14 protein-coding genes are annotated in these 23,977 nt (G+C 63.8%); 1 reads left to right on the top strand and 13 read right to left on the bottom strand.

Annotation, left to right across the window (positions count from 1 at the left end):
* The first annotated feature begins 284 nt into the window (after positions 1 to 284).
* Positions 285 to 1,691, top strand: coding sequence for a GGDEF domain-containing protein (locus WT26_RS00855; protein ID WP_069272162.1), 1,407 nt, complete (start codon positions 285 to 287; stop codon positions 1,689 to 1,691).
* A gap of 25 nt (positions 1,692 to 1,716) precedes the next feature.
* Here the strand turns inward: WT26_RS00855 and uvrA are convergent, their stop codons facing one another.
* The 13 genes from uvrA to WT26_RS00790 form a co-directional block, all read right to left on the bottom strand.
* Positions 1,717 to 7,602 carry an excinuclease ABC subunit UvrA gene (gene uvrA / locus WT26_RS00850; protein WP_069271981.1) on the bottom strand — a complete coding sequence of 1,962 codons (5,886 nt, stop codon included), beginning with the start codon at positions 7,600 to 7,602 and terminating at the stop codon, positions 1,717 to 1,719.
* Between the two features lie 594 nt (positions 7,603 to 8,196).
* Positions 8,197 to 8,919 (bottom strand): carboxypeptidase-like regulatory domain-containing protein, encoded by a 723-nt coding sequence (locus tag WT26_RS00845; protein WP_060154585.1) that lies wholly within the window; start codon positions 8,917 to 8,919, stop codon positions 8,197 to 8,199.
* Between the two features lie 26 nt (positions 8,920 to 8,945).
* Positions 8,946 to 11,282 carry a YjbH domain-containing protein gene (locus WT26_RS00840; RefSeq protein WP_060154583.1) on the bottom strand — a complete coding sequence of 779 codons (2,337 nt, stop codon included), beginning with the start codon at positions 11,280 to 11,282 and terminating at the stop codon, positions 8,946 to 8,948.
* Positions 11,283 to 11,349: 67 nt separating this feature from the next.
* Positions 11,350 to 12,408 (bottom strand): hypothetical protein, encoded by a 1,059-nt coding sequence (locus tag WT26_RS00835; protein ID WP_059867439.1) that lies wholly within the window; start codon positions 12,406 to 12,408, stop codon positions 11,350 to 11,352.
* Positions 12,405 to 13,619 carry a glycosyltransferase family 4 protein gene (locus WT26_RS00830; RefSeq protein ID WP_059719099.1) on the bottom strand — a complete coding sequence of 405 codons (1,215 nt, stop codon included), beginning with the start codon at positions 13,617 to 13,619 and terminating at the stop codon, positions 12,405 to 12,407. Before WT26_RS00830 ends, WT26_RS00835 begins: the two co-directional genes overlap by 4 nt.
* Positions 13,620 to 14,960 (bottom strand): murein biosynthesis integral membrane protein MurJ, encoded by a 1,341-nt coding sequence (gene murJ / locus WT26_RS00825; protein WP_230461549.1) that lies wholly within the window; start codon positions 14,958 to 14,960, stop codon positions 13,620 to 13,622.
* A 101-nt stretch (positions 14,961 to 15,061) separates the two neighbouring features.
* Entirely contained in the window at positions 15,062 to 16,087 is a 1,026-nt protein-coding gene (locus tag WT26_RS00820; protein ID WP_069269485.1) for an NAD-dependent epimerase/dehydratase family protein, read from the bottom strand.
* Positions 16,088 to 16,140: 53 nt separating this feature from the next.
* A complete protein-coding gene (gene tviB, locus WT26_RS00815) occupies positions 16,141 to 17,415 on the bottom strand; it encodes a Vi polysaccharide biosynthesis UDP-N-acetylglucosamine C-6 dehydrogenase TviB (protein WP_069269484.1) in 1,275 nt (424 codons plus the stop codon).
* A gap of 65 nt (positions 17,416 to 17,480) precedes the next feature.
* Positions 17,481 to 19,715: a polysaccharide biosynthesis tyrosine autokinase gene (locus WT26_RS00810; RefSeq protein ID WP_060154576.1), complete on the bottom strand. Its 2,235-nt coding sequence runs from the start codon at positions 19,713 to 19,715 to the stop codon at positions 17,481 to 17,483.
* Positions 19,716 to 19,807: 92 nt separating this feature from the next.
* Positions 19,808 to 20,242, bottom strand: coding sequence for a low molecular weight protein-tyrosine-phosphatase (locus tag WT26_RS00805; protein ID WP_060137051.1), 435 nt, complete (start codon positions 20,240 to 20,242; stop codon positions 19,808 to 19,810).
* 7 nt (positions 20,243 to 20,249) lie between these two features.
* Entirely contained in the window at positions 20,250 to 21,311 is a 1,062-nt protein-coding gene (locus tag WT26_RS00800; protein ID WP_059719109.1) for a polysaccharide biosynthesis/export family protein, read from the bottom strand.
* 255 nt (positions 21,312 to 21,566) lie between these two features.
* Positions 21,567 to 22,700, bottom strand: coding sequence for an MraY family glycosyltransferase (locus WT26_RS00795; protein WP_059982395.1), 1,134 nt, complete (start codon positions 22,698 to 22,700; stop codon positions 21,567 to 21,569).
* Positions 22,701 to 22,789: 89 nt separating this feature from the next.
* Positions 22,790 to 23,947 carry a putative glycoside hydrolase gene (locus WT26_RS00790; protein ID WP_157380425.1) on the bottom strand — a complete coding sequence of 386 codons (1,158 nt, stop codon included), beginning with the start codon at positions 23,945 to 23,947 and terminating at the stop codon, positions 22,790 to 22,792.
* Positions 23,948 to 23,977: the final 30 nt, after the last annotated feature.

Genomic DNA, 23,977 nt, shown 5'->3' with positions numbered 1-23,977 from the left:
GAATTTTCCTATCGTCAACGCCGACGCATTTGGTATCCCGAAACAAATTTTCGATATTAATTCGCGATTTGAATACGAAAATGAACAAGGGATGGTGGAAACCGATTCCATGAATTCTTGCGTTTACCGGTCAATGCTCTTTCGTTTCGTTTAACGTGCGACGCGCATGAATTCGATATCGAATTGACTTTCTTGCGATGCGGGTTATTCGGCGGGCATGAAGTTCGGTATGGATGCGTCCCTTTGCCTATACTGAAAACCATCCGACGAAAATGGGGCTGAACATGACCCTCCATGTTGCCGCCAATGAGACATCCGGGCAGGTCGTTCAGTCGATCACCAGAGGTTATGCCCGGCTGCTGCTGATCGGCTTCGCGCTGGTGCCGCTGTATCTGATCGCCTATCTGTACTTCTTCCAGGACCCGTCGTTGAGATTCGAGAATCACGCCTTTCACGAACTGGCGATCGCGGCCGCCACGCTCGAAGGCGTGTTCGTCACGTATGTCTGCTGGCGCTGCTATCGCCTGTCGGGTGAGCCGTTGCTGCGCTGGCTTACGCTGGGCTTTCTGGGCTTTTCCGTCATCTATGCGTTGCATGGCCTGTTCACCGGCATGGCGCATCACAACATCTGGCTGTTCCTGCTGTACGGGCCGGCATCGCGCCTGACGATGTCGATCCTGGTCCTTGTCGGGCAGCTTGCGTACAGCCGTGCGGCCGACAGCGAAGCAACCCGAACCGATCGCCGCGTCTGGGCGGCGTGGATCGCGCTGTTCGTGCTGATCGACGTCGCGGTCGCCGTGATCGCCTGCTCGCCGGTGGCCGGCAACCCGTGGGTGCGCGTGTCGATGGAAGGCGGCGCGCTCGCGCTCTTCGCCGTGAACGTCGCCGCGCTCGTGCTGCGCCGCATCCGCTCGCCGCTGATGACGATCTACGGCATGTCGGTCACGTCGTTTGCACTCTCCTCGCTCGCCTTCATCCTCGGGCGGCCGTGGAATCACATGTGGTGGCTCGCACATGCGATTTTCGCGGCCGGCTTCTTCCTGCTCAGTTTCGGCGTCGTGCAGGCCTTTCAAACGACCCGTTCGTTTTCGAAGATCTACAGCCAGGCAGAACTGTTTGCCCGGTTGAGGGACGCGATGGCCAGGACGGAGCGCGCGTTGCAGGCGCTGCAACGGACCAACGAAAAGCTCGAGCACCTGGCGGCCACCGACCCGCTCACGGGCGCGACCAACCGGCGGCATTTCCTCGACCGCGTAGAAACCGAAATCGCGCTGGCGAAACGCAACGGCGCGCCGTTCTCGCTGCTCGCGCTCGATCTCGACCACTTCAAGGCGATCAACGACAGTTACGGGCATCAGGCGGGCGATCAGGTGTTGCAGCGCTTCGTCGACAAATGCGCCGATGCGATCCGGCCGTACGACGGCGTTGCGCGGGTGGGCGGCGAGGAATTCATGGTGCTGCTGCCGCAAGCCGCGCTGGACACCGCCCGGTCGATCGGCGAGCGCATCCGCGCGGCGATCGCCGGCGCGCCGTTCGAAGCGGGTATCGGCGAACCGATCAAGGTCACCGTGAGTGTCGGCGCCTCCGAATTCGGCCGGGACGGCGAGACGATCGACGCGATCCTGCGCAAGGCCGACGAACGCCTGTACCGCGCGAAGCATCAAGGCCGCAACCGGGTCGTTGCGGCTTAGGGCCTGTTCACCGGGCCCATCCCGCTCACGCAGCCCCCGCCTCGCCGCTTCGCCTGTTTTCGCCGCGCTCGGCGCCGCTGCGCGCCAGCACGGGTTCGAGCGCACGCCCCGTATGGCTCGCGCTCACCTGCACGAGCGCCTCCGGCGGCGCCGCCGCGACGATCGTGCCGCCGCCCACGCCGCCTTCCGGCCCGAGATCGATGATCCAGTCGGCTTCCGCGATCACGTCGAGGTCGTGCTCGATCACGACGACGCTGTGCCCCGCATCGACGAGCCGGTGCAGCACGCGAATCAGCTTCGCGACGTCCGCCATGTGCAGGCCGACCGTCGGCTCGTCGAGCACGTACAGCGTGTGCGGCACCTTCTGGCCGCGCCGCGTGATGTCGTCGCGCACCTTCGTCAGCTCGGTGACGAGCTTGATACGCTGCGCCTCGCCGCCCGACAATGTCGGCGACGGCTGGCCGAGCGTCAGGTAGCCGAGGCCGACATCCTTCATCAGCTGCAACGGATGCGCGATGTTTGAGATCGGCGCGAAAAACGCCACCGCCTCGTCGATCTCCATCGTCAGCACGTCGCCGATGTTCCGTCCACGCCACGTGACGGCGAGCGTCTCCGGGTTGAAGCGCTGCCCGTGACACACGTCGCACGGCACCTTCACGTCGGGCAGGAAGCTCATCCCGATCGTGCGCACGCCTTGGCCTTCGCATGCGGGGCAACGCCCGTCGCCGGTGTTGAACGAGAAGCGCGACGCCGTGTAGCCGCGCGCACGTGCTTCCAGCGTATCGGCGAACAGCTTGCGGATCGTGTCCCACACGCCGATATAGGTGGCCGGACACGAGCGCGGTGTCTTGCCGATCGGCGTCTGGTCGACTTCGAGCACGCGATCGATCTGCTCCCAGCCGCTCAGCGACTCGCAACCCTGCCATGCGTGCGTGACGTTCAGCGACGGCCGCGGCGCACTGCGTGCGAGCACGCTCGCGCGACGGTTGGCGGCCGGCGCGTCCTGCTGCGCGGCCTTGCGCGCGCGGCGCGTGGCCGGCGACGACAGCACCGAGCGGCCGACCGCGTCGAGCAGGTTCGTCATCAGCACGTCGCGCGCGAGCGTCGACTTGCCCGAGCCGCTCACGCCCGTGACCGCGACGAGCCGCGCGAGCGGAATGCCGACCGTGACGTCGCGCAGGTTGTGCAGCCGTGCGCCATGCACGGTCAGCCAGGCCTCCGGCACCGCGGCGCCGCCCTTCTTGCCCGGCAGGCTCACGCCGCGGCGCGGCTGCAACGGATGCGTCATCGGCTGCGCGAGCAGGCGGCCCGTCACTGAATCCGGCTGCGCGGCCAGATCGGCGACCGCGCCCTCGGCGACCAGCGTGCCGCCGCGCTTGCCCGCGCCCGGGCCGACGTCGATGATGTGATCGGCGCGGCGAATCGTGTCCTCGTCATGTTCGACGACGACGAGCGTATTGCCCTTGTCGCCGAGCTTGCGCAGTGCATCCAGCAGGATCTGGTTGTCGCGCGGATGCAGGCCGATCGTCGGTTCGTCGAGCACGTAGCAGACACCCTGCAGGTTGCTGCCGAGCTGCGCGGCGAGCCGGATGCGCTGCGCTTCGCCGCCCGACAGGCTCGGCGCCGCGCGATCGAGGCTCAGGTAGCCGAGCCCGACTTCCTCGAGAAACGCGAGGCGGCTGCCGATCTCGCTGACGATGTCGCGCGCGATCTGCGCATCGCGCCCCGTCAGTTCCAGCCCGTCGATCCAGCGGCGCGTGTCCGACACCGTCCATTGCGCGACCTCGACGATCGGATGCGCGTCGAACGTCACCGCCCGCGCGGACGGGTTCAGCCGCGTGCCGTGGCAATCCGGGCACGGCTCGTTGCCGACGCCTTCCGGCTCCTGTTCGTCCGACGGCAGCGTCTGCTCGCGGCCGCGATCGTCCCCGGCGAGCACCGTGTCGTCGTACGCGGCGCGCTGTTCGCGCGTGAGCGTGACGCCGGTGCCGACGCAGGTCGTGCACCAGCCGTGCTTGCTGTTGTACGAGAACATCCGCGGGTCCAGCTCCGGGTAGCTCGTGCCGCACACCGGGCATGCGCGCTTGACCGACAGCACCTTGACCGTGCCGACCCGCGCGGTCGAATGATCGTTCTGCATCGCGTCGTGCAGCCCGTCGAGCGGCGCGAGCAGGTGCATCACGCCCTTGCCGAGTTCGAGCGTCTCGTCGAGTACGCGTCGCAGTTCCGCTTCGTTGTCCGGCGACACGACGATATCGGCGACCGGCAGCTCGATCGTATGCTCGCGGAAGCGGTCGAGCTTCGGCCACGGATCGACCGGCACGAACTCGCCGTCGACGCGCAGATGCGTGCTGCCGCGCGCCTTCGCCCACTTCGCGAGATCCGTATACACGCCCTTGCGGTTCACGACGAGCGGCGCGAGCAGCCCGACGTGTTCGCCGCGATGATCGCGCAGCAATTGCGCGGCGATCGATTCGACGGATTGCGACGTGACCGGCGTGCCGTCGTGGATGCAATGCTGCAGGCCGAGCTTCACGTACAGCAGCCGCAGGAAGTGCCACACCTCGGACGTGGTCGCGACCGTGCTCTTGCGCCCGCCGCGCGACAGCCGCTGCTCGATCGCGACGGTCGGCGGGATGCCGTACACGGCATCGACTTCGGGGCGGCCGGCCGGCTGCACGATCGAGCGCGCATACGCGTTCAGCGATTCGAGGTAACGGCGCTGGCCTTCGTGGAACAGGATGTCGAACGCGAGCGTCGACTTGCCGGAACCCGACACGCCGGTGATCACGTTGAACTTGCCGTGCGGGATGTCGACGTCGAGCGCCTTCAGGTTGTGCTCGCGCGCGTTGACGATCCGCACGACGTCCTCGCCTTCGATCGCACGCCGCTCGCGCGCCGCGTTCAGCACGGCCTGCAGCGGCTTGCCTTCGTCGGCGAGCGCCAGGTCGGCGTCCATCGCGCGTTCGTACTGCAGCAGCGCCACGCCGGTATGCGATTCGGCGCAGGCTTTGACGTCGTCGGGCGTGCCCGCACACAGCACGAGGCCGCCGCCGTCGCCGCCTTCCGGGCCGAGATCGATCAGCCAGTCGGCCGCGCGGATCACGTCGAGGTTGTGCTCGATCACGATCAGCGAATGGCCGGCCGCGAGCAGCTTGCCGAACGCCTGCATCAGCTTCGCGATGTCGTCGAAGTGCAGCCCGGTGGTCGGCTCGTCGAACATGAACAGCTTCGCCCGTGCGATGCGCGCTTCCTCCGTGACGACCCGGCGGCCGTTCACGGCCGCCGCCGATTCGGCGAGAAAGCCGGCCAGCTTCAGGCGCTGCGCTTCGCCGCCCGACAGCGTCGGCACCGGCTGGCCGAGCTTCACGTATTCAAGGCCGACGTCGACGATCGGCTGCAGCACGCGCAGCACCTCGGCGTCGGTCGCGAAGAACGCGGCCGCTTCGCTGACGGTGAGATCGAGCACGTCGGCGATGCTCAGTGCGCGGCCGCCGCGCTCGATGCGCACTTCGAGAATCTCCGTGCGGTAGCGGCTGCCGTCGCAATCCGGGCAGCGCAGGTAAACGTCGCTCAGGAACTGCATCTCGATGTGCTCGAAACCCGAACCGCCGCAGGTCGGGCAACGACCGTCGCCCGAGTTGAAGCTGAACGTGCCGGCGCCGTAGCCGCGTTGCAGCGCGAGCGGCGCCTTCGCGAACAGCTTGCGGATCTCGTCGAACGCGCCGACGTAGCTCGCCGGGTTCGAACGGGTGGTCTTGCCGATCGGCGATTGATCGACGAACACGACGTCGCCCACCTGGTCGGCGCCCGTGAGGCTGCGGTGCGCGCCCGGCGACTCGGTCGCCTTGCCGTGGTGCCGCGCCATCGCCGGATAGAGCACGTCCTGCAGCAGCGTGGACTTGCCGGATCCCGACACGCCCGTCACGCAGACGAGCCGCTGCAGCGGAATCTCGACCGTCACGTCGCGCAGGTTGTGTTCGCTCGCGCCTTCGAGCACGATGCGCGGCGTATGCGCGTCGACCACCCGGCGCGCCCAGTTCGACGCGTGCGCGACATGCTTGCGCCCGCCGAGATACTCGCCCGTCAGCGTGTGCGCCGAGCGGATGTCGCCCGGCGTGCCGTCGTAGACGATCGTGCCGCCGCGTTCGCCGGGGCCGGGCCCCATGTCGATCAGGCGATCGGCCGCGAGCATCACCGACGGATCGTGTTCGACCACCACCAGCGTATTGCCCGCGTCGCGCAGCCGCTGCATCGCCTCGACGATCCGCGTGAGGTCGCGCGGATGCAGCCCGATGCTCGGTTCGTCGAGCACGAACAGGGTTTTCGTGAGCGACGTGCCGAGCGCCGTCGTCAGGTTGATCCGCTGCACCTCGCCGCCCGACAGCGTGCGGCTCTGCCGGTCGAGCGTCAGGTAGCCGAGCCCGACGTCGCACAGGTATTTCAGGCGCGTGCGCACCTCGGCGAGCAGCAGCTTCAACGCATCGTCGAGCAGCGCGCTCGGCAGGCTGATGTCGTCGAAGAAGCGGCGGATGCGCTCGATCGGCAACAGCATCAGGTCGTGCACGGTCAGGCCCGGCAGCGCCTCGAGCTGCGCGCGGCTCCAGTCGACGCCGCGCGGCATGAAACGGGCGGCCGGCGCGAGCACGCCGTCGGCGTTCTCTTTCGACCCGAGCCGCCACTGCAGCGATTCCGTCTTCAGGCGCGCGCCGCCGCACACGTCGCACGGCGTGTAGCTGCGGTATTTCGACAGCAGCACGCGGATATGCATCTTGTATGCCTTCGACTCGAGATAGCCGAAGAAGCGCTTCACGCCGTACCACTGGCTCTGCCACTTGCCGTTCCAGTCCGGCGAGCCGTTGACGACCCAGTCGCGCTCGTCGGAGGTCAGCTCGCTCCATGGCGTATCGCGCCGGATGTTCGCCTTCGCCGCGTAGCGCATCAGGTCGTCCTGGCACTCCTTCCACGCGGGCGTCTGCATCGGCTTGATCGCGCCGCCGCGCAGCGTCTTGCGCGCGTCGGGGATCACGAGGCCGAGATCGACGCCGATCACGCGGCCGAAGCCGCGGCAGGTTTCGCACGCGCCGTACGCCGAATTGAACGAGAACAGCGCCGCCTGCGGCTCCGCGTAGCGCAGGTCGCTGTCGGGATCGTGAAGCCCGGTGGAAAAGCGCCACACCTGCGGCTCTGCTGCCGCGTCCTCTTGCGCGAGCACGTATACGTTCACGCGCCCGCCGCCGCGCTTCAGCGACGCCTCGATCGCCTCGACCACGCGCACCTTGTCGGCCTGCTGCACGCGGAAGCGGTCGGCCACCACGTCGAGCACCTTGCGCGGCCCGGTGGGCGACGCGACCTCGCGCTGCGCCTGCACGCGCGTGTAGCCGCTCGCGGACAGCCACTGCGCGACTTCTTCATCGGACGCCGTATCGGGCAGCTCGACCGGGAACGTGACGACGACGCGCGGATCGTCCGCCGTGCGCGCGACGAGCTCCGCGTAGATCGTCTCCGGCGTGTCGTGCCGCACCTGCCGCGCGGTCTTGCGGTCGAACAGCTCGGCCGCGCGCGCGTACAGCAGCTTCAGGTGATCGTTCAGCTCGGTCATCGTGCCGACGGTCGAGCGCGAACTGCGCACCGGGTTGGTCTGGTCGATCGCGATCGCGGGCGGCACGCCGTCGACCCGCTCGACCTGCGGGCGGTCCATCCGGTCGAGGAACTGCCGCGCGTACGCGCTGAACGTCTCGACGTAGCGCCGCTGGCCTTCCGCGTACAGCGTGTCGAACACGAGACTCGACTTGCCGGAGCCCGACGGGCCGGTGACGACCGTCATCTCGCCGGTGCGCAGGTCGAGGTCGAGGTTCTTGAGGTTGTGCTGACGTGCTCCGCGAATGCGGATCAGATTGCTGGATGACAATTTGCCTGCCCGTCTGAATGAGTTGACCAGAGGTCACGGCGCCGCGATGCGGACACGGGGGTGGACCGGTTTCGGACGAGTACTATACTGTATATTCATACAGTTTTCCATCCGTGGCTGTCTTGGGGGTGTTTCGGGCGGTGCCGCAATTCGGCAGCTTGGGGCGGCCTGCCCTTGATTCTGATGCGTTTTTAATGGGGGCGGACTGATCCGGGTGCGACAGGGCTTGAGTTCCGGGACATTTCGCGCGGACGCGCCAAACCGTCTCGCGTCTCGATCGCAGACTGTCTGTGCAGCGGTTACTAGGATTTCTGTTTGTAGTGTCCCGCAAACCCTTGCCAGCAGGGCATCGCGCGGTCTCCACGTCCGACTCTACAAGCGAAAGGTTAGTCATTGCCTGCGCTTGCGCGGTTGGTATGGGCTTCCGTCCGGATTGCGGGCTTCCGCGATGCGTCTGGACTATCGCTGGTGTAGCTCGGCCGCCAGCCGCGCGTGCTGTGCTCTCGCGAGTAGCCCGGACGCCCAATCCTCTGCGCGTGTCGATGGCGGTATAAAACCGCGCTCAAATGAGTTCGCGCGTGGATTTACCCGTCGTTACGCCGGGTTGCCGCTGCCGCCCGTGCCGCCGGTCGGCTTGCCTGCTGCCGCGCCGGCCGTCTTCACCTTGTCGAGCAGCGTCGGGGACGGCTGGCCGGTTTTCGTGAGCGCGCCGTTGGACTTCAAGATTTCGAGGTCCGCATCCTGGCCGGCCTGACCGGGCTTGAACGGCGTCGTCAGAAACGAGGACGCCGACACCGTCACGCCCGTTTCGTTCTTGATGGTCTGGATGACCCCGTTCTGCGCCGACGCGACCGCCAACGGACTCGTCAACGCGCCCTGATACGTCGGATTGGTCGTGAGGCCCGTCAGCAACCCGTTCAGGTCCGTGCCGAGTTGCGCCGCCATGTAGGTCAGCAGCATTTCGGTCAGCGGCGTCACGTTGAACGTGCCGCCGCCGCTCGCGAACGAGTGCTGCGTGGTCGTCCCGTTCGTCCCCGTGATCGCGCACGGTCCCGCGAACACGAACGAGATCGAGAAGGCGCCGTTCGCGTCGGCTGTCCCCGAACCATTGCCGCTCTTGCAGGCGATCGTGATCGCGGCGTTCGCCATTGGCGCGCCGGTCGCGGCCGTGCCGCTGATCGTGGCCAACGATGCATTCGAAGGCGTCGTGCTGTTGCTGTCGCTGCCCCCGCCACATCCCGCCAGCGTGCCTGCCGCGAGCGCAAACATCCCGATCTTCCATGCTCTCAGTGCCACCTTCTTCATCGTCGTCTTCATCGATTTTCTCCATTAGGTCGACTCGATCATTGAATGCCTGCGTCACTGCCCCGTCCGGGGCCAGCTGCACTACCAGGCAGCTGCGTCGCCTGCGTGGTGGGCGGCGCAGCGCTTGCGGATTTTGCATAGCGCTTGTACGCATCGCGCATCCGGTAAAGCTGCGTCGCAAAGTATTCGGCGCTGAAGCGACCCCGGTTGAGCACGAATTGTTGCGTGTTGTAGGCAAAGTCGAGGTTCTCGGCGCCGTCCTGCGACAGGTAGTTCGTCGATCCGACGCGCGTGCGGAAATTGAGCGAGAACTGCTCTGCGCCGTTGACCTGCACGATCCCCGGCTTCATGCCCTGGCGAGGCGTCAGCGGGAAGCTGACCGATGCCCCGACGAACGAACCGTGCCCGCTGTGCCATCCCTGCACGCTGAACGACACGTCGTCGAACCAGCGCGTCAACGTGATCAGCGGCCCCTTGTCGCCACCCACATAGCGCGCGACGCCCGCCTCGATCCACATCTTCCACGCGGGCTCGACCCACCGGTACGTGAGCAGCGCGTTCTTCTCCGCCGGCAGCGCATCCTTGCCCGGTTCGCGATGCAAATACGCGAGCTTCAGCCGCACGACGTCGGGGCGGCCCGGCACGAATGCGGTCGTCTCGTTCTCGATGCCGAGGTACTGGAGGTTGAACTTGCCGAGCGCGGTCACGTTGAACACGCGCGGCGCAATCCAGAAGCTCTGCACGAGGGCGACCGTCGACAGTCCGCCGCGCAGGCGATACCGGTCGTACACGTGGCCGTTGTCCATGTTCTTGCTGTTCGCGATCGGCACGATCACGCTCGAATACAGTTCCGCCCCGCGCCACAGCGGCACGAATCCTTGAAGGTTCGCGCCGATCGAGTAGTCGAAGTTGCCGTACTCCGTGCCGTACAGGTAGGTCGTGACGGGTGCGATCTGGATCCGCACGAGTCCGTGCTTGCGCGCGTTGCCCGACCATGCGATCGAATCCGCGTCATGCGTCGGCCGCATGCGCATCGACAGCGATGCGCCGGCCGCAGTCGATGCGCCGCCCGCGACAAATTGCGCGTAGTTCGTCCGGTCGACGCTCACCTCGCCCAGCGGCTCATTCGCCTTCTTGATCACGATGCGCACGGTCTCGATACCCTTTGGCGCGTACTGCGCCGCCGCGCCGAGCGCGATGCCCAGCGCGTCCGCCTCGTTCTGGTTGTAGCGGTGGTTTTCATATTCGACGACGAGATCCGTGCCCGCAACGCCGGCCCGCACGCGCTCGAGCCCCGCATCCGCCAACACGCGCACGATCGTGTCGAGCGCCGCCGCGGGATCAGGTGCCATGTCGATTCCCGGCGCGCCGGTCTGCAAGAACGCGGGCGCCATGCGAGGCGCTGGCGTGGCGACGTCGCCGCGCGCCACGTGCGCCGTTGCGGGCATCGGTGCGGCCGGCTCGACGTGCGTGAACGTGCCCAACGGCGCGAGCACGGCGGCCGGTTTCAGCGCATCGCCGTCCGTGGCGTGAACGTCACCGAGCGACGCCGCATTCGCCGCCGCATCCGGTGCGCCGTCGCACAAGCCCTTGCCGCAATGCGCCGCATCGAACCGCTTGCCGAGCGGAATCTGCACGCCGATCGAGAACGACGTGCGCGGCGCAACCCCGTCCGTATGCTTGAGCGAGCGTGTCACGGTGCCGACGAGGCTCGCGTCGGCGAGCCATCCGATCGGCGGCGACTGGTAACGTATCCCCGCATACGGCGTTTTCGAATCGTGTTCCGCAAGCAGCGACAGTCCCGTTTGCCACAGTCGAAGCTCGGCGCCGCCGAACACACCGTCTAGCCGGTCGCCGTGCCCGTAGCCGACCGTCAGTGTCGCGGGCCCGAGCGGCTGCGACACGACGCCATAGGTGGACCGGAAGTAATGCGTCTGCCCGCCGACGTCGTTGATGCCGATCGCGATATCGGGCTGGTATTTGAAGAACTTCGGAATCGAGACCTTCGCGTTCGCCATCAAGTGCCGAAGCACGAAATGGTCGTAGCCCGGCACCGTCGTGCGCACTCTGCCGGGGTAGTCCGCGAGGCCGCCCGATACCTCCACGTACGGAAACAGGCCGACCGCACCCCAGACGATGTCGGAACTCGTCGTGTTCTTCCCGTACTGCGGATCGATGTAGTTGTTGTATTGCCCCTCGAATGTTCCTTCAGGCAGCGTGAATCCGTATGGAATCACGAGCCCGCCGGACGCGCCCATCGAGGTCAGCACCGGCGAGCTCGCCGCACCGGCCGGCAGGGAAAATGCCAACGCCGCCCCCAGGGCAACGGCCGTCGGCTTGTTCGCGGCCACCTTCACACGCAACTTGATTGTCATTGGTCGTGTCCTTGGTTGTTCGTATCGTTTCGTGACACCCAACTTCGCCGAACGTCGACCGATTCCGCTACAGGAAAAAGACGTAGACCCCGGCGAAATAATTCTTGATCGCGTCGTACATGACCATCATCACGACCGCGGACAACAGCAACAACCCGAGCGGCTGCTTCACCTTTGTCTCGGGCAACAGGATGGCGATCATGGCCGGCGCATAGTAGCCAATCCGGCTCATCGCAAACGGAAAGACAAAAAACGACGTGACCAGAAAAACGATCAGCCCGACGTGCATCACCGCGATTTGATCGATGACCAACTCGTGAACGTCCTGCCGCTTTTCAAGAAACCATCGATGAATGATCATTGCAGGTGCAATCGAATAGATAAGCAGCGCCAGCACGTAAGTCGCGTTGAACATGCGTTCGAGATTGCGATACTCGTCGACGCGTCGCCCCCCGAATGTCGCGAACAACAACGGCGATGCCAGGGCAAGCAGCAACCCGACGCAGGCGCTCGCGGATACGGAGACTATCGCCCCCCGCCGTCGCAACAGCCGGGCGACCAACAGAAGCAGCGCCGGAAACGCGAAAGTCGTGTGAATGGTTCCCGCGATCAAGGCGCCGGTTGCCGGACGCTTCCACCGCAGCGCGACGTACATGGCAATGGCAAACGCCATGCCTTGTCGGATCTGGAACAGCCCCATCGTCGCCAGACCGACCGGGATCACCGACCACAGACACAAATCCAATATCGGACGTCGCGTATTCCAGAGTGCCGAGATCATGGCGACGTTGAGCACCACGACCGTGATCCGCACGCCATCCTCCGGGTCCACGCCCAGCGCGTTGATCGCCAGCACCCAGGCTCGCCAGCCGAGCTCCTCCGTCATCACGCTGGTGGCAAAGCCCAGAAACGACGATCTGCCGGCCCATATGTTCGTGAACCAGCCGATGTCGGTCAGGCGGAAGTAATTGATGTAATTGTCCTGATCGAGAAGCTGGCTTCTGTCGCCAACAACCATGAAGCTCAGGACTACGCCAGCCAATCCGACAAAAACGAATGCCGACGGCCGCATCCATCTTTTATCGATCGAGATGGCGATCTTGCCTGGCGAGACGGAGAGTTTCATCGCAGCGTGGCCTTGTCGCAGGAATGTTCAGCCGCACGGGAATCCGTTTCACATGCCGCCCGCTGCGGCGGACGCGCATGATCGGCACCGCTCAGGCCCATGCTCAGGAAAAGTTGCTCCCATAGCGAAAGAATGCGCGACGGGGCGAATTTCGCAGCCACGCCGTTCGCCATGCTCGCCATTCGCTCCCGCTCCCGATGGTCGACCATCAGCTTCAGCAAAGCATCGGCGAGCGCGCCGACGTCACCGGCCGGACTCACCAGCACTCCGTCGACGCCGTCACGAATGATGTCCCGCGGCCCCACGTCGCAGTCGAAACTCACTGCTGCGCAACCGCTTCCCATCGCTTCCATCAGCGTCATCGGCAGCCCCTCGAATCGGGAACTCATCACGTAGAGGTCGGCACGACCATACCACTCCCCGATATTTCCGGCTCTCCCCGGCATCAGGACCAGGTCATCCAGTCCACGCTCCGCGATCGCCGACTGCAGCGTCCCGCGCGCGTCCCCCTCGCCGAGAATGACGAGTTTCCAGCCTGGCCCACGTTCGTGAATCCTTTCGAATGCCTGGATCAGCAGGTCGAATCCCTTTTGCGGCGCCAGGCGCCCGACGGCCAACAACAGCCGCGTATCGGCCGATATCGTTTCCAATGGCGCGAGCCGAGGCTCCATGACCTCCATCGGCAGCGCAACAGGATTGGGAATGATGCTCACGTTCCTGCACCTGCAATGACGCGCAAGCCATGCGCCGGTCTCCGCCGTCAGTGCGACCACCGCATCCGCGTGTCTGAACGTGAGGCTCCGCAGCGTCTCCCATACAGCGTTCATGCGAAGCATCGGCGGATGATTGTGCTCGGTGGCGATCACTTTCAGCCGCAACCCGATACCGCCGAGAATGCCCAGAACCGACGGCACCGTCATCACCCCGATCACGACATCGGGGCGCCGATCCTTGAAGAGCCGGCGAACCGCTGCGAGGCGCCGGACGTTCGCGAGCATTCCGCCAAGCACCCCCGATGAAGCGCCCGCCAACGCCAGGTCGACACGCGCCACCCGACTGTCCAGTTTGTAGAAGTCCGCGTCCGAAGACACGAATGTCGCGACCGTGACATCACATCCGCGCTCGGCCCAATTGTTGGCGAGATTGGCCGTGACGCGCTCGGCTCCGCCGCAACGCATCGAGTGATTGAGCAACACGATCTTCATCGGCATTTAGCGTCCTGTTCTCGAAAGGACGAGATAGCAGCCCAGCGACGACGCATGCATCAGCGCGCTCGCAAGCAGGATGCCGGCGATACCCATCCAGCCAACCAATACGTAATCGCCGAGCGCCTTTACGCCGAAATTGATCATCGCAATCGCGGCTATCGCCCGAAAGCGCCCTTCGCTGGCGAAGCACTGAACCAGAACGAGCACGGCGAAATAAAACGGAAGCTGTATCAATCCCCATCCGAGAAGGGCCGATACCGCCAGCGTGTCCTGTGCACCGAAAGCACCGCGCTGGAACATCAACCGCACGCCCTGCGGCGCGCCCAGCCAGCCCGCGATCGCAACAAGACTGCCACCGACGAACATCACCGCTGCCCACTTGAACGCCGTCGTGCGTGTCCTGTCCGGATCAGCGCTGTTCAGGATGTCCGCGAAAACGGGCAGCGTCGCCCGGCCGATCGCGAGTGCGCCCATGCTCAACAGCAGGCCCAACAACCGATTGGCATAGCCGAGCGTTGCGATCGCGCCGCTGCCGAGGTTTGCGACGAAGTACTGGTCCAGCGGCGTCACGAGGCTCATCACCATCTGCCCCACCATGAAGACCCCAAGCGCGCGATACATGGCCGGCCACTGCGAAGACCGGAAGCCAAACCGCAGGCCCGGGCGGATTCCGTCGGCGCGAGCGGCCAGCACGCTCAGGCAGACCGCTTGCAACAGGAAGCCCGTTGTCGTCCCCCAAGTCAGCGGGACATAGGTGTTCTTGTTCGGCGTGAGCCATATCCAGACGAGGAGCACACCCGCCGGAATGCATTCCAGCAATGTATTGACATGACGCTCGCGCGCTTGCAGGCGTGCGCCCGACACGCAGATCAGCAACGTAAAGAAAGAAATGAACGACATGCCCCGCGCCATTTCACGGGACAGCTCGGCCGTGCGGTAAGGCAGATGGGCATCCATCACCGCCAGGACGGCATCCCATGCACCGTAGAGCGCGCCGGCAAGCAGGGTGCCCAACACCAGGCTTGCTCCCCGCAATTCGCCCAGAAACAGCGTTCGCTCCCTTTCCGGGAGCTTCTGCAGGCGAACCAGCGTCGGTACGAGGACGACACCCAATACCGTCGCCACGGTCCCGGGCACCCACGTGATCATCGTGAGTGTCAGTTGGTACGCGTCGACCGCGGCGCTGATGCCGTAGCGATACGCAATGGCCATTTCCTTCATGGCGCCTGCCGACTTGCCGACAAGCACGAAGAAGGAAACGAGCATCGCGCTGCGCAGGATGCGCTTGTGATCGGCATGAACTGCCGCCAAGCGGCTGCCGATTCGGTCGATTACGGGTGTCAAGGCATGTGCCCTTAAACAGGCCGAGGGCCCGCGAATCCGAAAAGCTTGCATGAAAGTCGTTTCGCCCGGCGGACCGGCCACGATCCGCCGGGCGTACGCGTTCACCCCAGATAGTCGATATACCAAGGCATCGCTCGCTCGATTCCATCGAACAGGCGAACCGAAGCGTCATAACACAACAGCCTTCTTGCTTTGTCGACGCTTGCTTGCGAGTGCCTTACGTCCCCGGCACGAAAGTCCCGGTAAACGGGACGCGCGTCATTCCGGATGCCGTTTTTCACCAATGCCGCCTGCAACGCGGCGAACAGCTCGTTCAGCGTCGTCCGATCGCCGATCGCCACGTTGTAAACCTCGTTCCTGCTCGCATCGTCCGCCGTCGCGGCGAGAAGATTCGCTTCAATGACGTTATCGACGAAACAGAAATCGCGACTCGTTTCGCCATCGCCGTTGATGAACACCGGCTCGTTCCGAATGAGCGCGATCGTCCATTTCGGAATCACGGCGGCGTAGGCGCCATCCGGATCCTGACGCTTCCCGAATACGTTGAAATACCGCAAGCCGATCGTCCGGAACCCGTAGTTCCGCGCAAAGACTTCCGCGTACATCTCGTTCACGCACTTCGTTACCGCGTAGGGAGACAACGGCTTGCCGATCCGGTCCTCGACCTTCGGCAAGCCCGGATGATCGCCATAGGCCGAACTCGATGCCGCATACGTGAAACTCTTGACGCCGGCATCGCGGCCGGCGACCAGCATGTTCAGAAAACCGCTCACGTTGACTTCGTTCGTGGCAATCGGATCGATGAGCGAACGCGGCACCGAACCGAGCGCCGCCTCGTGAAGCACATGGTCCACGCCATTGCACGCGTTGCGGCAATCATCGAGCGAACGGATATCTCCTTCGATGAATCGGAAGCGACGCCATTGGTCCGGCGTGACGAGGCCGCGGACCTCGTCGAGGTTACGTAGATAGCCCGTCGACAAATTGTCCAGGCCGACAACCTGCTGATCGAGGTTCAGCAATCGCTCGAGCAGATTCGAACCGATGAACCCGGCCACGCCCGTGATGAGCCACGTCTTCGGATCCTGTCGCAGCGCTTGGCTGGTTCTGGCGTAGCAATTGCACATGTTGGTGTCGGGTCGAATTGGCCTGAGGCGGAAGCGAATCGAACGGCAATGTCTTACAGACGAATATCGGTCGAATCCACGTGAAAGACGGACTTCAGATCGTAGAAGACATGGTCGGGCCTGCCGAATTCGTGAATGGCGTCCGCGCCGAACTCGGCAAACTCCCGATGTGCAACCGCCAGCACGATGGCGTCGTATTTGTTCTTGGACGGTCGATCGATCGGATTAATGCCGTACTCCTTCCACGCGGCCTCTTTCGATACCCACGGGTCATATACGTCGACGCTGACGCTGTACTCCGCGAGTTCCTTGATGATGTCGACGACTCGGCTGTTGCGTAGATCAGGGCAGTTTTCCTTGAAGGTCAGCCCCAGGACCAGCACGCGCGCGCCTTGAATATCGATACGCCGCTTCGTCATTGCCTTGACGAGCTGGGCCGCCACATACCGCCCCATTCCGTCGTTCAACCTGCGTCCGGCCAGGATGATTTCCGGGTTGTATCCGATCGCCTGCGCCTTGTGCGTCAAATAGTAAGGATCGACGCCGATACAGTGCCCGCCGACGAGGCCCGGAACGTACGGGACAAAATTCCACTTGGTGCCGGCCGCGACGAGCACCGACTCGGTGTCGATGCCCATCTTGTTGAAAATGATCGCCAATTCGTTGACCAGCGCAATATTGACATCGCGTTGCGTGTTCTCGATCACCTTCGCCGCCTCGGCCACACGAATGCTCGACGCCTTGTGCGTGCCGGCGGTGATGATCTCCTTGTACAAACCGTCGACGATATCCGCCACTTCCGGCGTCGAACCGGAAGTCACCTTGCGGATCAGCGGCAGCCGGCGGGTCTTGTCACCGGGATTGATCCTCTCGGGACTGTATCCCGCGAAGAAATCCACGTTGAACGTCAGGCCCGAAACGCGCTCGAGCACGGGTACGCAAACTTCCTCAGTGGCCCCCGGATAGACCGTCGATTCGTAAATCACGATGTCGTCCTTTTTGAGTACGTGGCCAACCGTCTCGCTCGCGCCGATCAAGTGGCGCAAGTCCGGCTGCTTGTGCTCATCGATCGGCGTAGGTACGGTCACGATGAAGACATTGCAGTCCGCGATGTCTCCTCCGTCCGCCGTGATCTTCAAGTGCCGGGCCTGCGCCAGCTCCTGAGCGCTCACCTCGAGCGTCGCGTCGTGACCCTCGTTCAGGGAATCGACACGCGAACGACTGGTGTCGAACCCGACCACCGGAAATTTCTTGCCGAATTCCACGGCCAGTGGCAGGCCAACATACCCCAGGCCAATCACCCCGATCCTGAATTTGAGATTGGACATACGCCCCCCAAGCGCGGCACGGCTTCATGCCGAAATCCCGAAACCGGAAACCGCCTTCAAACTGGTCAGGTACTTTCATAGTTATACGAAACATACCGGTAGCTTCCGTACTTTCCGCCATACCTGTAGTTTCCGCCTCGTGTCTTCATTCCGTTGAAGATCAGGCCGCTCACGTGCGAACCGCTTTGCACCAGCTGCTTGACGGACTCCACCACTTCGCCGACACGTGTCTGGCCGAAGCGTGCAACCAGGAAGACGGTACCCGCGATCGTCGCGATGATGGCCGCGTCCGTGACGGCGAGTACCGGCGGCGAATCGATCAGCACAATGTCGTAGTCGGCGGACGCCTTCTGAATGAACGAAAGCCAGTTCCTGTTCATCAGCAAGGCCGCGGCGTTCGGCGGCAGCGTTCCGGTCGTCACGAGATCGAGGTTTGGCACGCTCGTCTTGCGGATGATGTCGGCGGCGGATCGCGTTCCGGCGATGAAATCCGCGATGCCGGCCCCGCGCTCTTCGCCGAAGTACTTGTTCAGAATACCTCGACGCAAATCGCCATCGACCAGCAGGACCCGCTTGCTTTCGGCCAGCACCACCGCCAGATTGGCCGACGCAAACGACTTGCCGAGGCCGGGTGACGGCCCCGTCAACAGCACCACGTTGTTACGAGCGTCCAGCATTGCGAATTGAAGTGCCGTGCGCAGGCTGCGCAGACTTTCGATGGCCGGGTCTCCCGGGTACAAATTCGCGAGCAGACTTGCCTGACCGGCTGCCGTCGATTCCGCCATGTTGGTCGCGAGCTTGCGTTGCTGCTCGCTGTGCGGAACCGTTGCATAGACGGCCAGTCCGCTTTGCGCCTCCAGCGAGCGCACATTCGTGACGCCGGTGAAGAGCTTGTCACGCAGGAACGCCGCACCCGCGCCGACAAACAAGCCCAGCAGCGTCGCGACGACGACCACGACCATCTTCGTGGGAAATACCGCCCGCTCGGGCAACGAAGCGGTGTCCACGAGACGGACGCTGCCGATCTTCCCCGCCTTCAGCAGCCTCAATTGCTCGATGTTGTTCCTCAACGCCAGGTAGAGATCCGTATTCATCTGGACATCACGCTGGAGTCGAATCGCATCGCGTTGCGCGGTCGGCATGCGCTTGATCTGATCCGTCAGTTCGCCGATATAGTCCTGCGTTTCGGCAATTTGCTCGTCGATCGCCACTACGCCCGGATGCATGGGACCAAAGCGCGTCAACAGTTCCTGACGCTTCTGCCTCAGCGTGAAAAGTTGCTGCTCTGCGTCCGACGACTGCGCAAGAATGGATTTCCCTTCTTCCGTCAGGTCAAGGACCTTGTGCGTGTTCCGATAATCGTTCAGCCGATCCTCGGCCTGTTCAAGATCCCGTTTCATCTTCGGTTCCTGACTGGCGAGAAACTGCAGCGAGTTCTCTGCTTGTGCGGCTTTCCGATCCACGTTTTGCCTGATGTACTGATCGCCGATTTCGTTGAGGATCGCGCTGAGCAGCTCCGGATCGTCGGATCGAAGCGTGGCGCTGATGACGCCCGACTGCTTGCCGAGTTCCTGGATCCGCAGTTGCTTCTGCAGGTCTTCGATCGTGTCCATGCGCGATCCGCGGACAAGATCGAATCTCGCCCCTGCCGCGCCGTTGATTCCGCGCACGAAGAGGTGGATCGGGCCCGCAGACGCCGGGAATGTCTCGGCCGTCCCGACACGGCCGTTGACCGGCTGCTCGAAGCCCGGACCGCTCAGTTCATAGCGGCCGCGTGCCAACGCGACGAGCTTGTACGGCTTGCCTTCGAGCTGTTTCGGCACATCGAATGCCGCGACGTCGATCGACTCCTTGCCCCACGTATAGCCGCCAATACCGAAGAGTCCCGGCACGGACAGGCCGTCATGGCGACGCGCAAGCCATCCGCCAATCACCGGAAAGCGATGCGGCTTCGCATGGATAAAGAGCTTGAGCTTGTCGACCGCTCGCGACACGACGAGGCGCGAGCCGAGAATCTGGATTTCCGCATCGGCGGTCGATTTGACGTCGAACATCGTCGACAGCGTGCCGAGCAGGTCCTTTGCCGCCGACGCATCCGGGCTGTCCTCGATCTGGACCAGGATGTTCGACTCGTAGATCGGCGTCACGAGCAGCGCGTACAGAGCGCCGATGAAGATGAATACCGCAGCAATCGCAGCGATCAAAAGCCGATTGTCGAGCAGGACATCGAGAACCGATGCGAGATCGAGTTCTGCCGTCTCGACGACGTTCACGTCTGGGTGTGGGTTCGATTGGGTCATGAGTACAGCCGATTCCTTCAAGTAATGATCTTGGTTTGCCCGGACGACCTTCCTTGCCTTGTGCCCACCCTTGCGAAGCGTCGAGCCACGGGTTAGCTAAGCTTCCGGATTCGCTGCACCCAATCGTCAACGCCCATCTCGATCATCTCGAGGCACTCCTCGAACTTCCGTCGCTCCTGCCCGAACGGATCGGCAATGTCAAAGCGTCCGTAGTGCCCCAGCGTGAAGACCCGACCGCGCGCGAACGGATAGGCGTATTCGATCGCCCGGCGGTGCCCGTCCTCCACCGCGAGAATGAGATCCGCCCGGCGGCACTCATAGTCCCCAAGTTGCCTGGCGCGATGTGGCCGGATGTCGATCTCGCGTTCCTCCATCAGTTCGATGGAGCGCCTGTCGGCCGGCTGTCCGACCCGCGCATCCAGGCCAGCCGACCGGACTTCGACATCCGTCAGGCGCTCCCGCAGCAGCCCCTCCGCCATCGGGCTGCGGCAAATGTTCCCGACACACACGACAAGTATCGAATGCATGGCTGTATCAGTTCACGGCGTCACGGCCAGCATTCGCACCGATTGCCGTCGGCACGAGCTGATTGATCATCCGGCTCCAGCGGGTCAGGCCAGTCGCGTCGACATATACGACATCCTTCGGCTTCAGCTCGAAATGCTCCGCAAGTGCATAGGCGACCGGCGACTTGCCGTTCAGACGGAAGACTTCCGGCCGAGCGGGATCATCGGTTGCACGGATCACATAGACCGCGGCCGGATCGCCGGAATTCGGATTCACGCCCTGCACGCTCGCCAGCGCATCGCTCAAGGTCAGGCGTCCGTCATGCATCGGGAGCCCGGTCGGCTTGCCGACCTCGCCCGTCACAAAGACCTGGTTGTAGGTCTGCGGCACGATGCGGATGACGTCACGATCCTTCAGCATGATCTGCGCGGTGTTCACGCCTTCCGCCGCCATCTCCCCCAGGTTCAGCCGGAATCGCTTTCCGTTCCGCAGCAGTTCGATCTGGCTGAGGTCGCCCACGCCGGACTGCACGCCGTTCGCCTCGCCGAGCACCTCGGCCAGCGACATCGGAACGTCGGTGATCGGCTTCACGCCGGCCAGCGCCACCGGCCCCTCGACAAAGACACGCTTGCTGCGGTACGCCACCACACTGATCGTCAGTTGCGGAGACCGGATGTACGGTTGCAGCGCCACGGTCAATCGTTGCTGCAGTTCGATCGTCGTCAGGCCCTGTGCGCGGAACGCCCCGATGAACGGAAACTGGATGTTGCCGTCGTCGCCGACCGCGAATCCGGGGACCGCCTGCGAACTGAGTCCCGGGCCCGACGGCTGCAAACCCGCCGTTTCGCCGATCGTGTAGGTCAGGTTCGGAATGACCAGTTCAGGGTGATTCCACACGATGATCGACAGCACGTCCGCAGGACCGATCCGATACGGCGCAACAGCGGTCATCAACTGCCTGTATGCATCGCCCGACGTCTGCAACCTGCTTTCGCGCTGCTGCCTGATGATGGCCGGCGTGATGGTGGTAACCACAGGAAGGACAGACGGTTCGTCCGCATCGATCGACGCATGCGGATCGAACTGCATCCCCGGTGCGAGTGCGCAAGCACCCATGATGAGCGGCAGGACCGACGTGCAAGTCATTCGCGCGAAACGAGAAAGGAAACGCATAGGCCAGGTGACATATAAAAATAGTTATTTATCTTCGTTGCCGGGCACCCCGACTTTCAAACATCCATCCCGGCAAGACCGCCGGATCACGACAACCGGTTCATTGCACCGCGACTTGCGGCATGTCTTCCTTCATGCCTGTTGCACGGAGATGCGTTGCCTGAATATCGGTCAGGCAGCCGAAACATGCGTCCGCGGTTCTTCTGGTCGCCCAACTCTCACGACGATCCATCTCGGCACCTTGAACCGCACGATGCATGCGTAGATCCACACATACATGACTGCGAACAGCACCACGAACGTGAACAGCACGATGGTGTTGCGCCAGAACAGTGTCGCAGGCCCGACGGCCAGCAGGCAGAGCAGCCACAGGTACGGCGACGTGAACGAGTTCCGTTGCGTCAGCTCGCGTGCCTGTTTCGTTCCGACCACCCAGCGCATGATTCGCTTGTACACGAGCATGTGAAGGTGCACGCCGTCCGGCAGGCCCGGCGACATGCCGCGCAGCAGCTTTTTGCGGTAGATCGAGAAGCATGTCTCGAAGATCGGGTACATGAACAGCAGGATCGGATACCAGGCCGAAACCTGCGGATTGCGCTGGACCAGGACGATCGACAGTTCGGCCAGCATAAAGCCGAGGAAGTAGGCGCCGCCGTCGCCCAGGAAGATGAGCCCGGCCGGAAAATTCCAGACGAAGAATCCGAGCACGGCGCCCATCATCATCAGCGACGCGGTCATCACGACTTCGTCGTGGACCTCGAACGCGGTATACGCGAGCGACGCGAACATCATGATCGACACCATCGACGCGAGCCCGTTGAATCCGTCGATGATGTTCACGGCGTTGGCGAGCCCAGCCACCGCCACGACCGTGATCAGGCCCGCGACGATCGGGTAGCTGAGCAAGAAGTCGACCGGCGGCACGCTGGTGCGCGTGACGGCGATATCGAGCAGCCCATAGCCGAGCCCAGCGGCAAACATCGTGCAGAACAGCCGCGCACGCGCCGACACGCGCTTCGTCACGTCCTCGGCGAAGCCCGAAAGGAATGCGGGCGCGCCGCACAGGCACACGTAAAGCAGGTCGCGCGCGATCGTCGGATAGCGCCCCCACAACACGGCGATCGACACGACGACGCCGAACAGGATCCCGACGCCGCCGATGCGCGGCACCGGGCGCACGTGAAATTTCTGCACACCCTGCATGTCGAAATCCACTCCCGCAAACCGCTGGTTGACACCGTGATAACGGATGATCAGCACGGTGATCAGCAAGGACGCCAGCATCGCCACTACGAAGTTCAACATTTTTTCACCCCGTTCCCGTCGCCTCGCATCACGCGCGCCCTTCACCCACGCGCATCCGCACCCCTGCCGCCGATCCGCACGCCCGTTCACTAACAGGTCATGACGCCCGTGCGGTAAAAAACCCGACCTTCGCCCGGCTCCAACTCGAGCGCCGACGGCGCCGGCTTGCCCGACACATCGCTGAAGCCCGGCGGCACGCGATAGACGGCCGCGACCGGCGACATGGGATCGGCGAACACGGTCACGCCCCCCGCATAGCGCCGCGAATAGATGCCGCCGCTGTTGCGGTATTCCTCGCACGGCGCGCCGACCGACCGATCGAAGCCACCATACTTGGGCTCGCTGCCGTAGTCCTGCACGGCGGAAATGGACACGGCACTCTTCGACCACGCATAGATCAGATAGGCGGCCATGGCCGACTGCGCGTTGTCCGCGGACGGTGCCTCGATCTCATAGATCGCGTAGAAGCCCTTGTCCTCCCGCTTCAACCGATCGGCGTAGTCGAGAATCGCCTTGAAGCGGTCCTTGCGGCGCGGCGGAAACATTTCCTCGGTGAGCACCGAGTCGACGGCCTTCGTGATGCGGCCAACCAGCGGCGAGTCGACCGGCCGATCGATCTGGTAATTGACCGTCACCGTCTTTCCCGCGTCATGCAATTGCGCAGTCACGCGTTCGAGCCACGCGACCTTGGCTTCCGCGAATCTTTCGGTGCCGGCGCGGTCGTCCGTGTACTGGCGAACAAAGCGGCCGTTGCGCTTCACGCCGCAATCACGCTCGACGTTCGAGGTCGAAAAGTTGTCGAGCGCGATGTCGCGGTACTGGCCGTTGACGAAATTGCCGACCTGCCAGGCCACCACCTGCGGATTCGAAATATCGAGCGGCACGATGGGCTTGTCGAAGAGCTTGGCCATCGTCTCGCCGTCGCAGCGGTACGCGATCCACTCCGGATGCGACTTCTCCCAGCTCGCGGGATCGGCGCGCGCCGGATCGCGGCCATACGGGAAGTAGGTGCTCAGCACGGTGTTCGGTGCGTACCGCTTCCAGACATCGGCGCGTGCCGGATTGCGCTTGTTGCCGTCGCTTTCGCCCCAGACGAATGCGTATTCGCTCCCGTGCTTCATGATCCACGTATCGGGTAGGCGGCTGGAAAACGTCAGGAACTTGCGCGGTTGCGGCGCGTCGCCTGCCGTCGCATGCACGGACACGCGGCACAGCAAGGCGCCCGCGAGCACAGCCAGCGCTCGCATCGTGTTCGTTACGCCCCAGTTTCGCGTTGT

This window comes from Burkholderia cepacia (genome assembly GCF_001718835.1).
In the GTDB taxonomy this organism is placed as follows: Bacteria; Pseudomonadota; Gammaproteobacteria; order Burkholderiales; family Burkholderiaceae; genus Burkholderia; species Burkholderia cepacia_F.
Note: the sequence above shows the minus strand (reverse complement) of the source record. Positions and strands in the feature narration are given on the sequence as shown.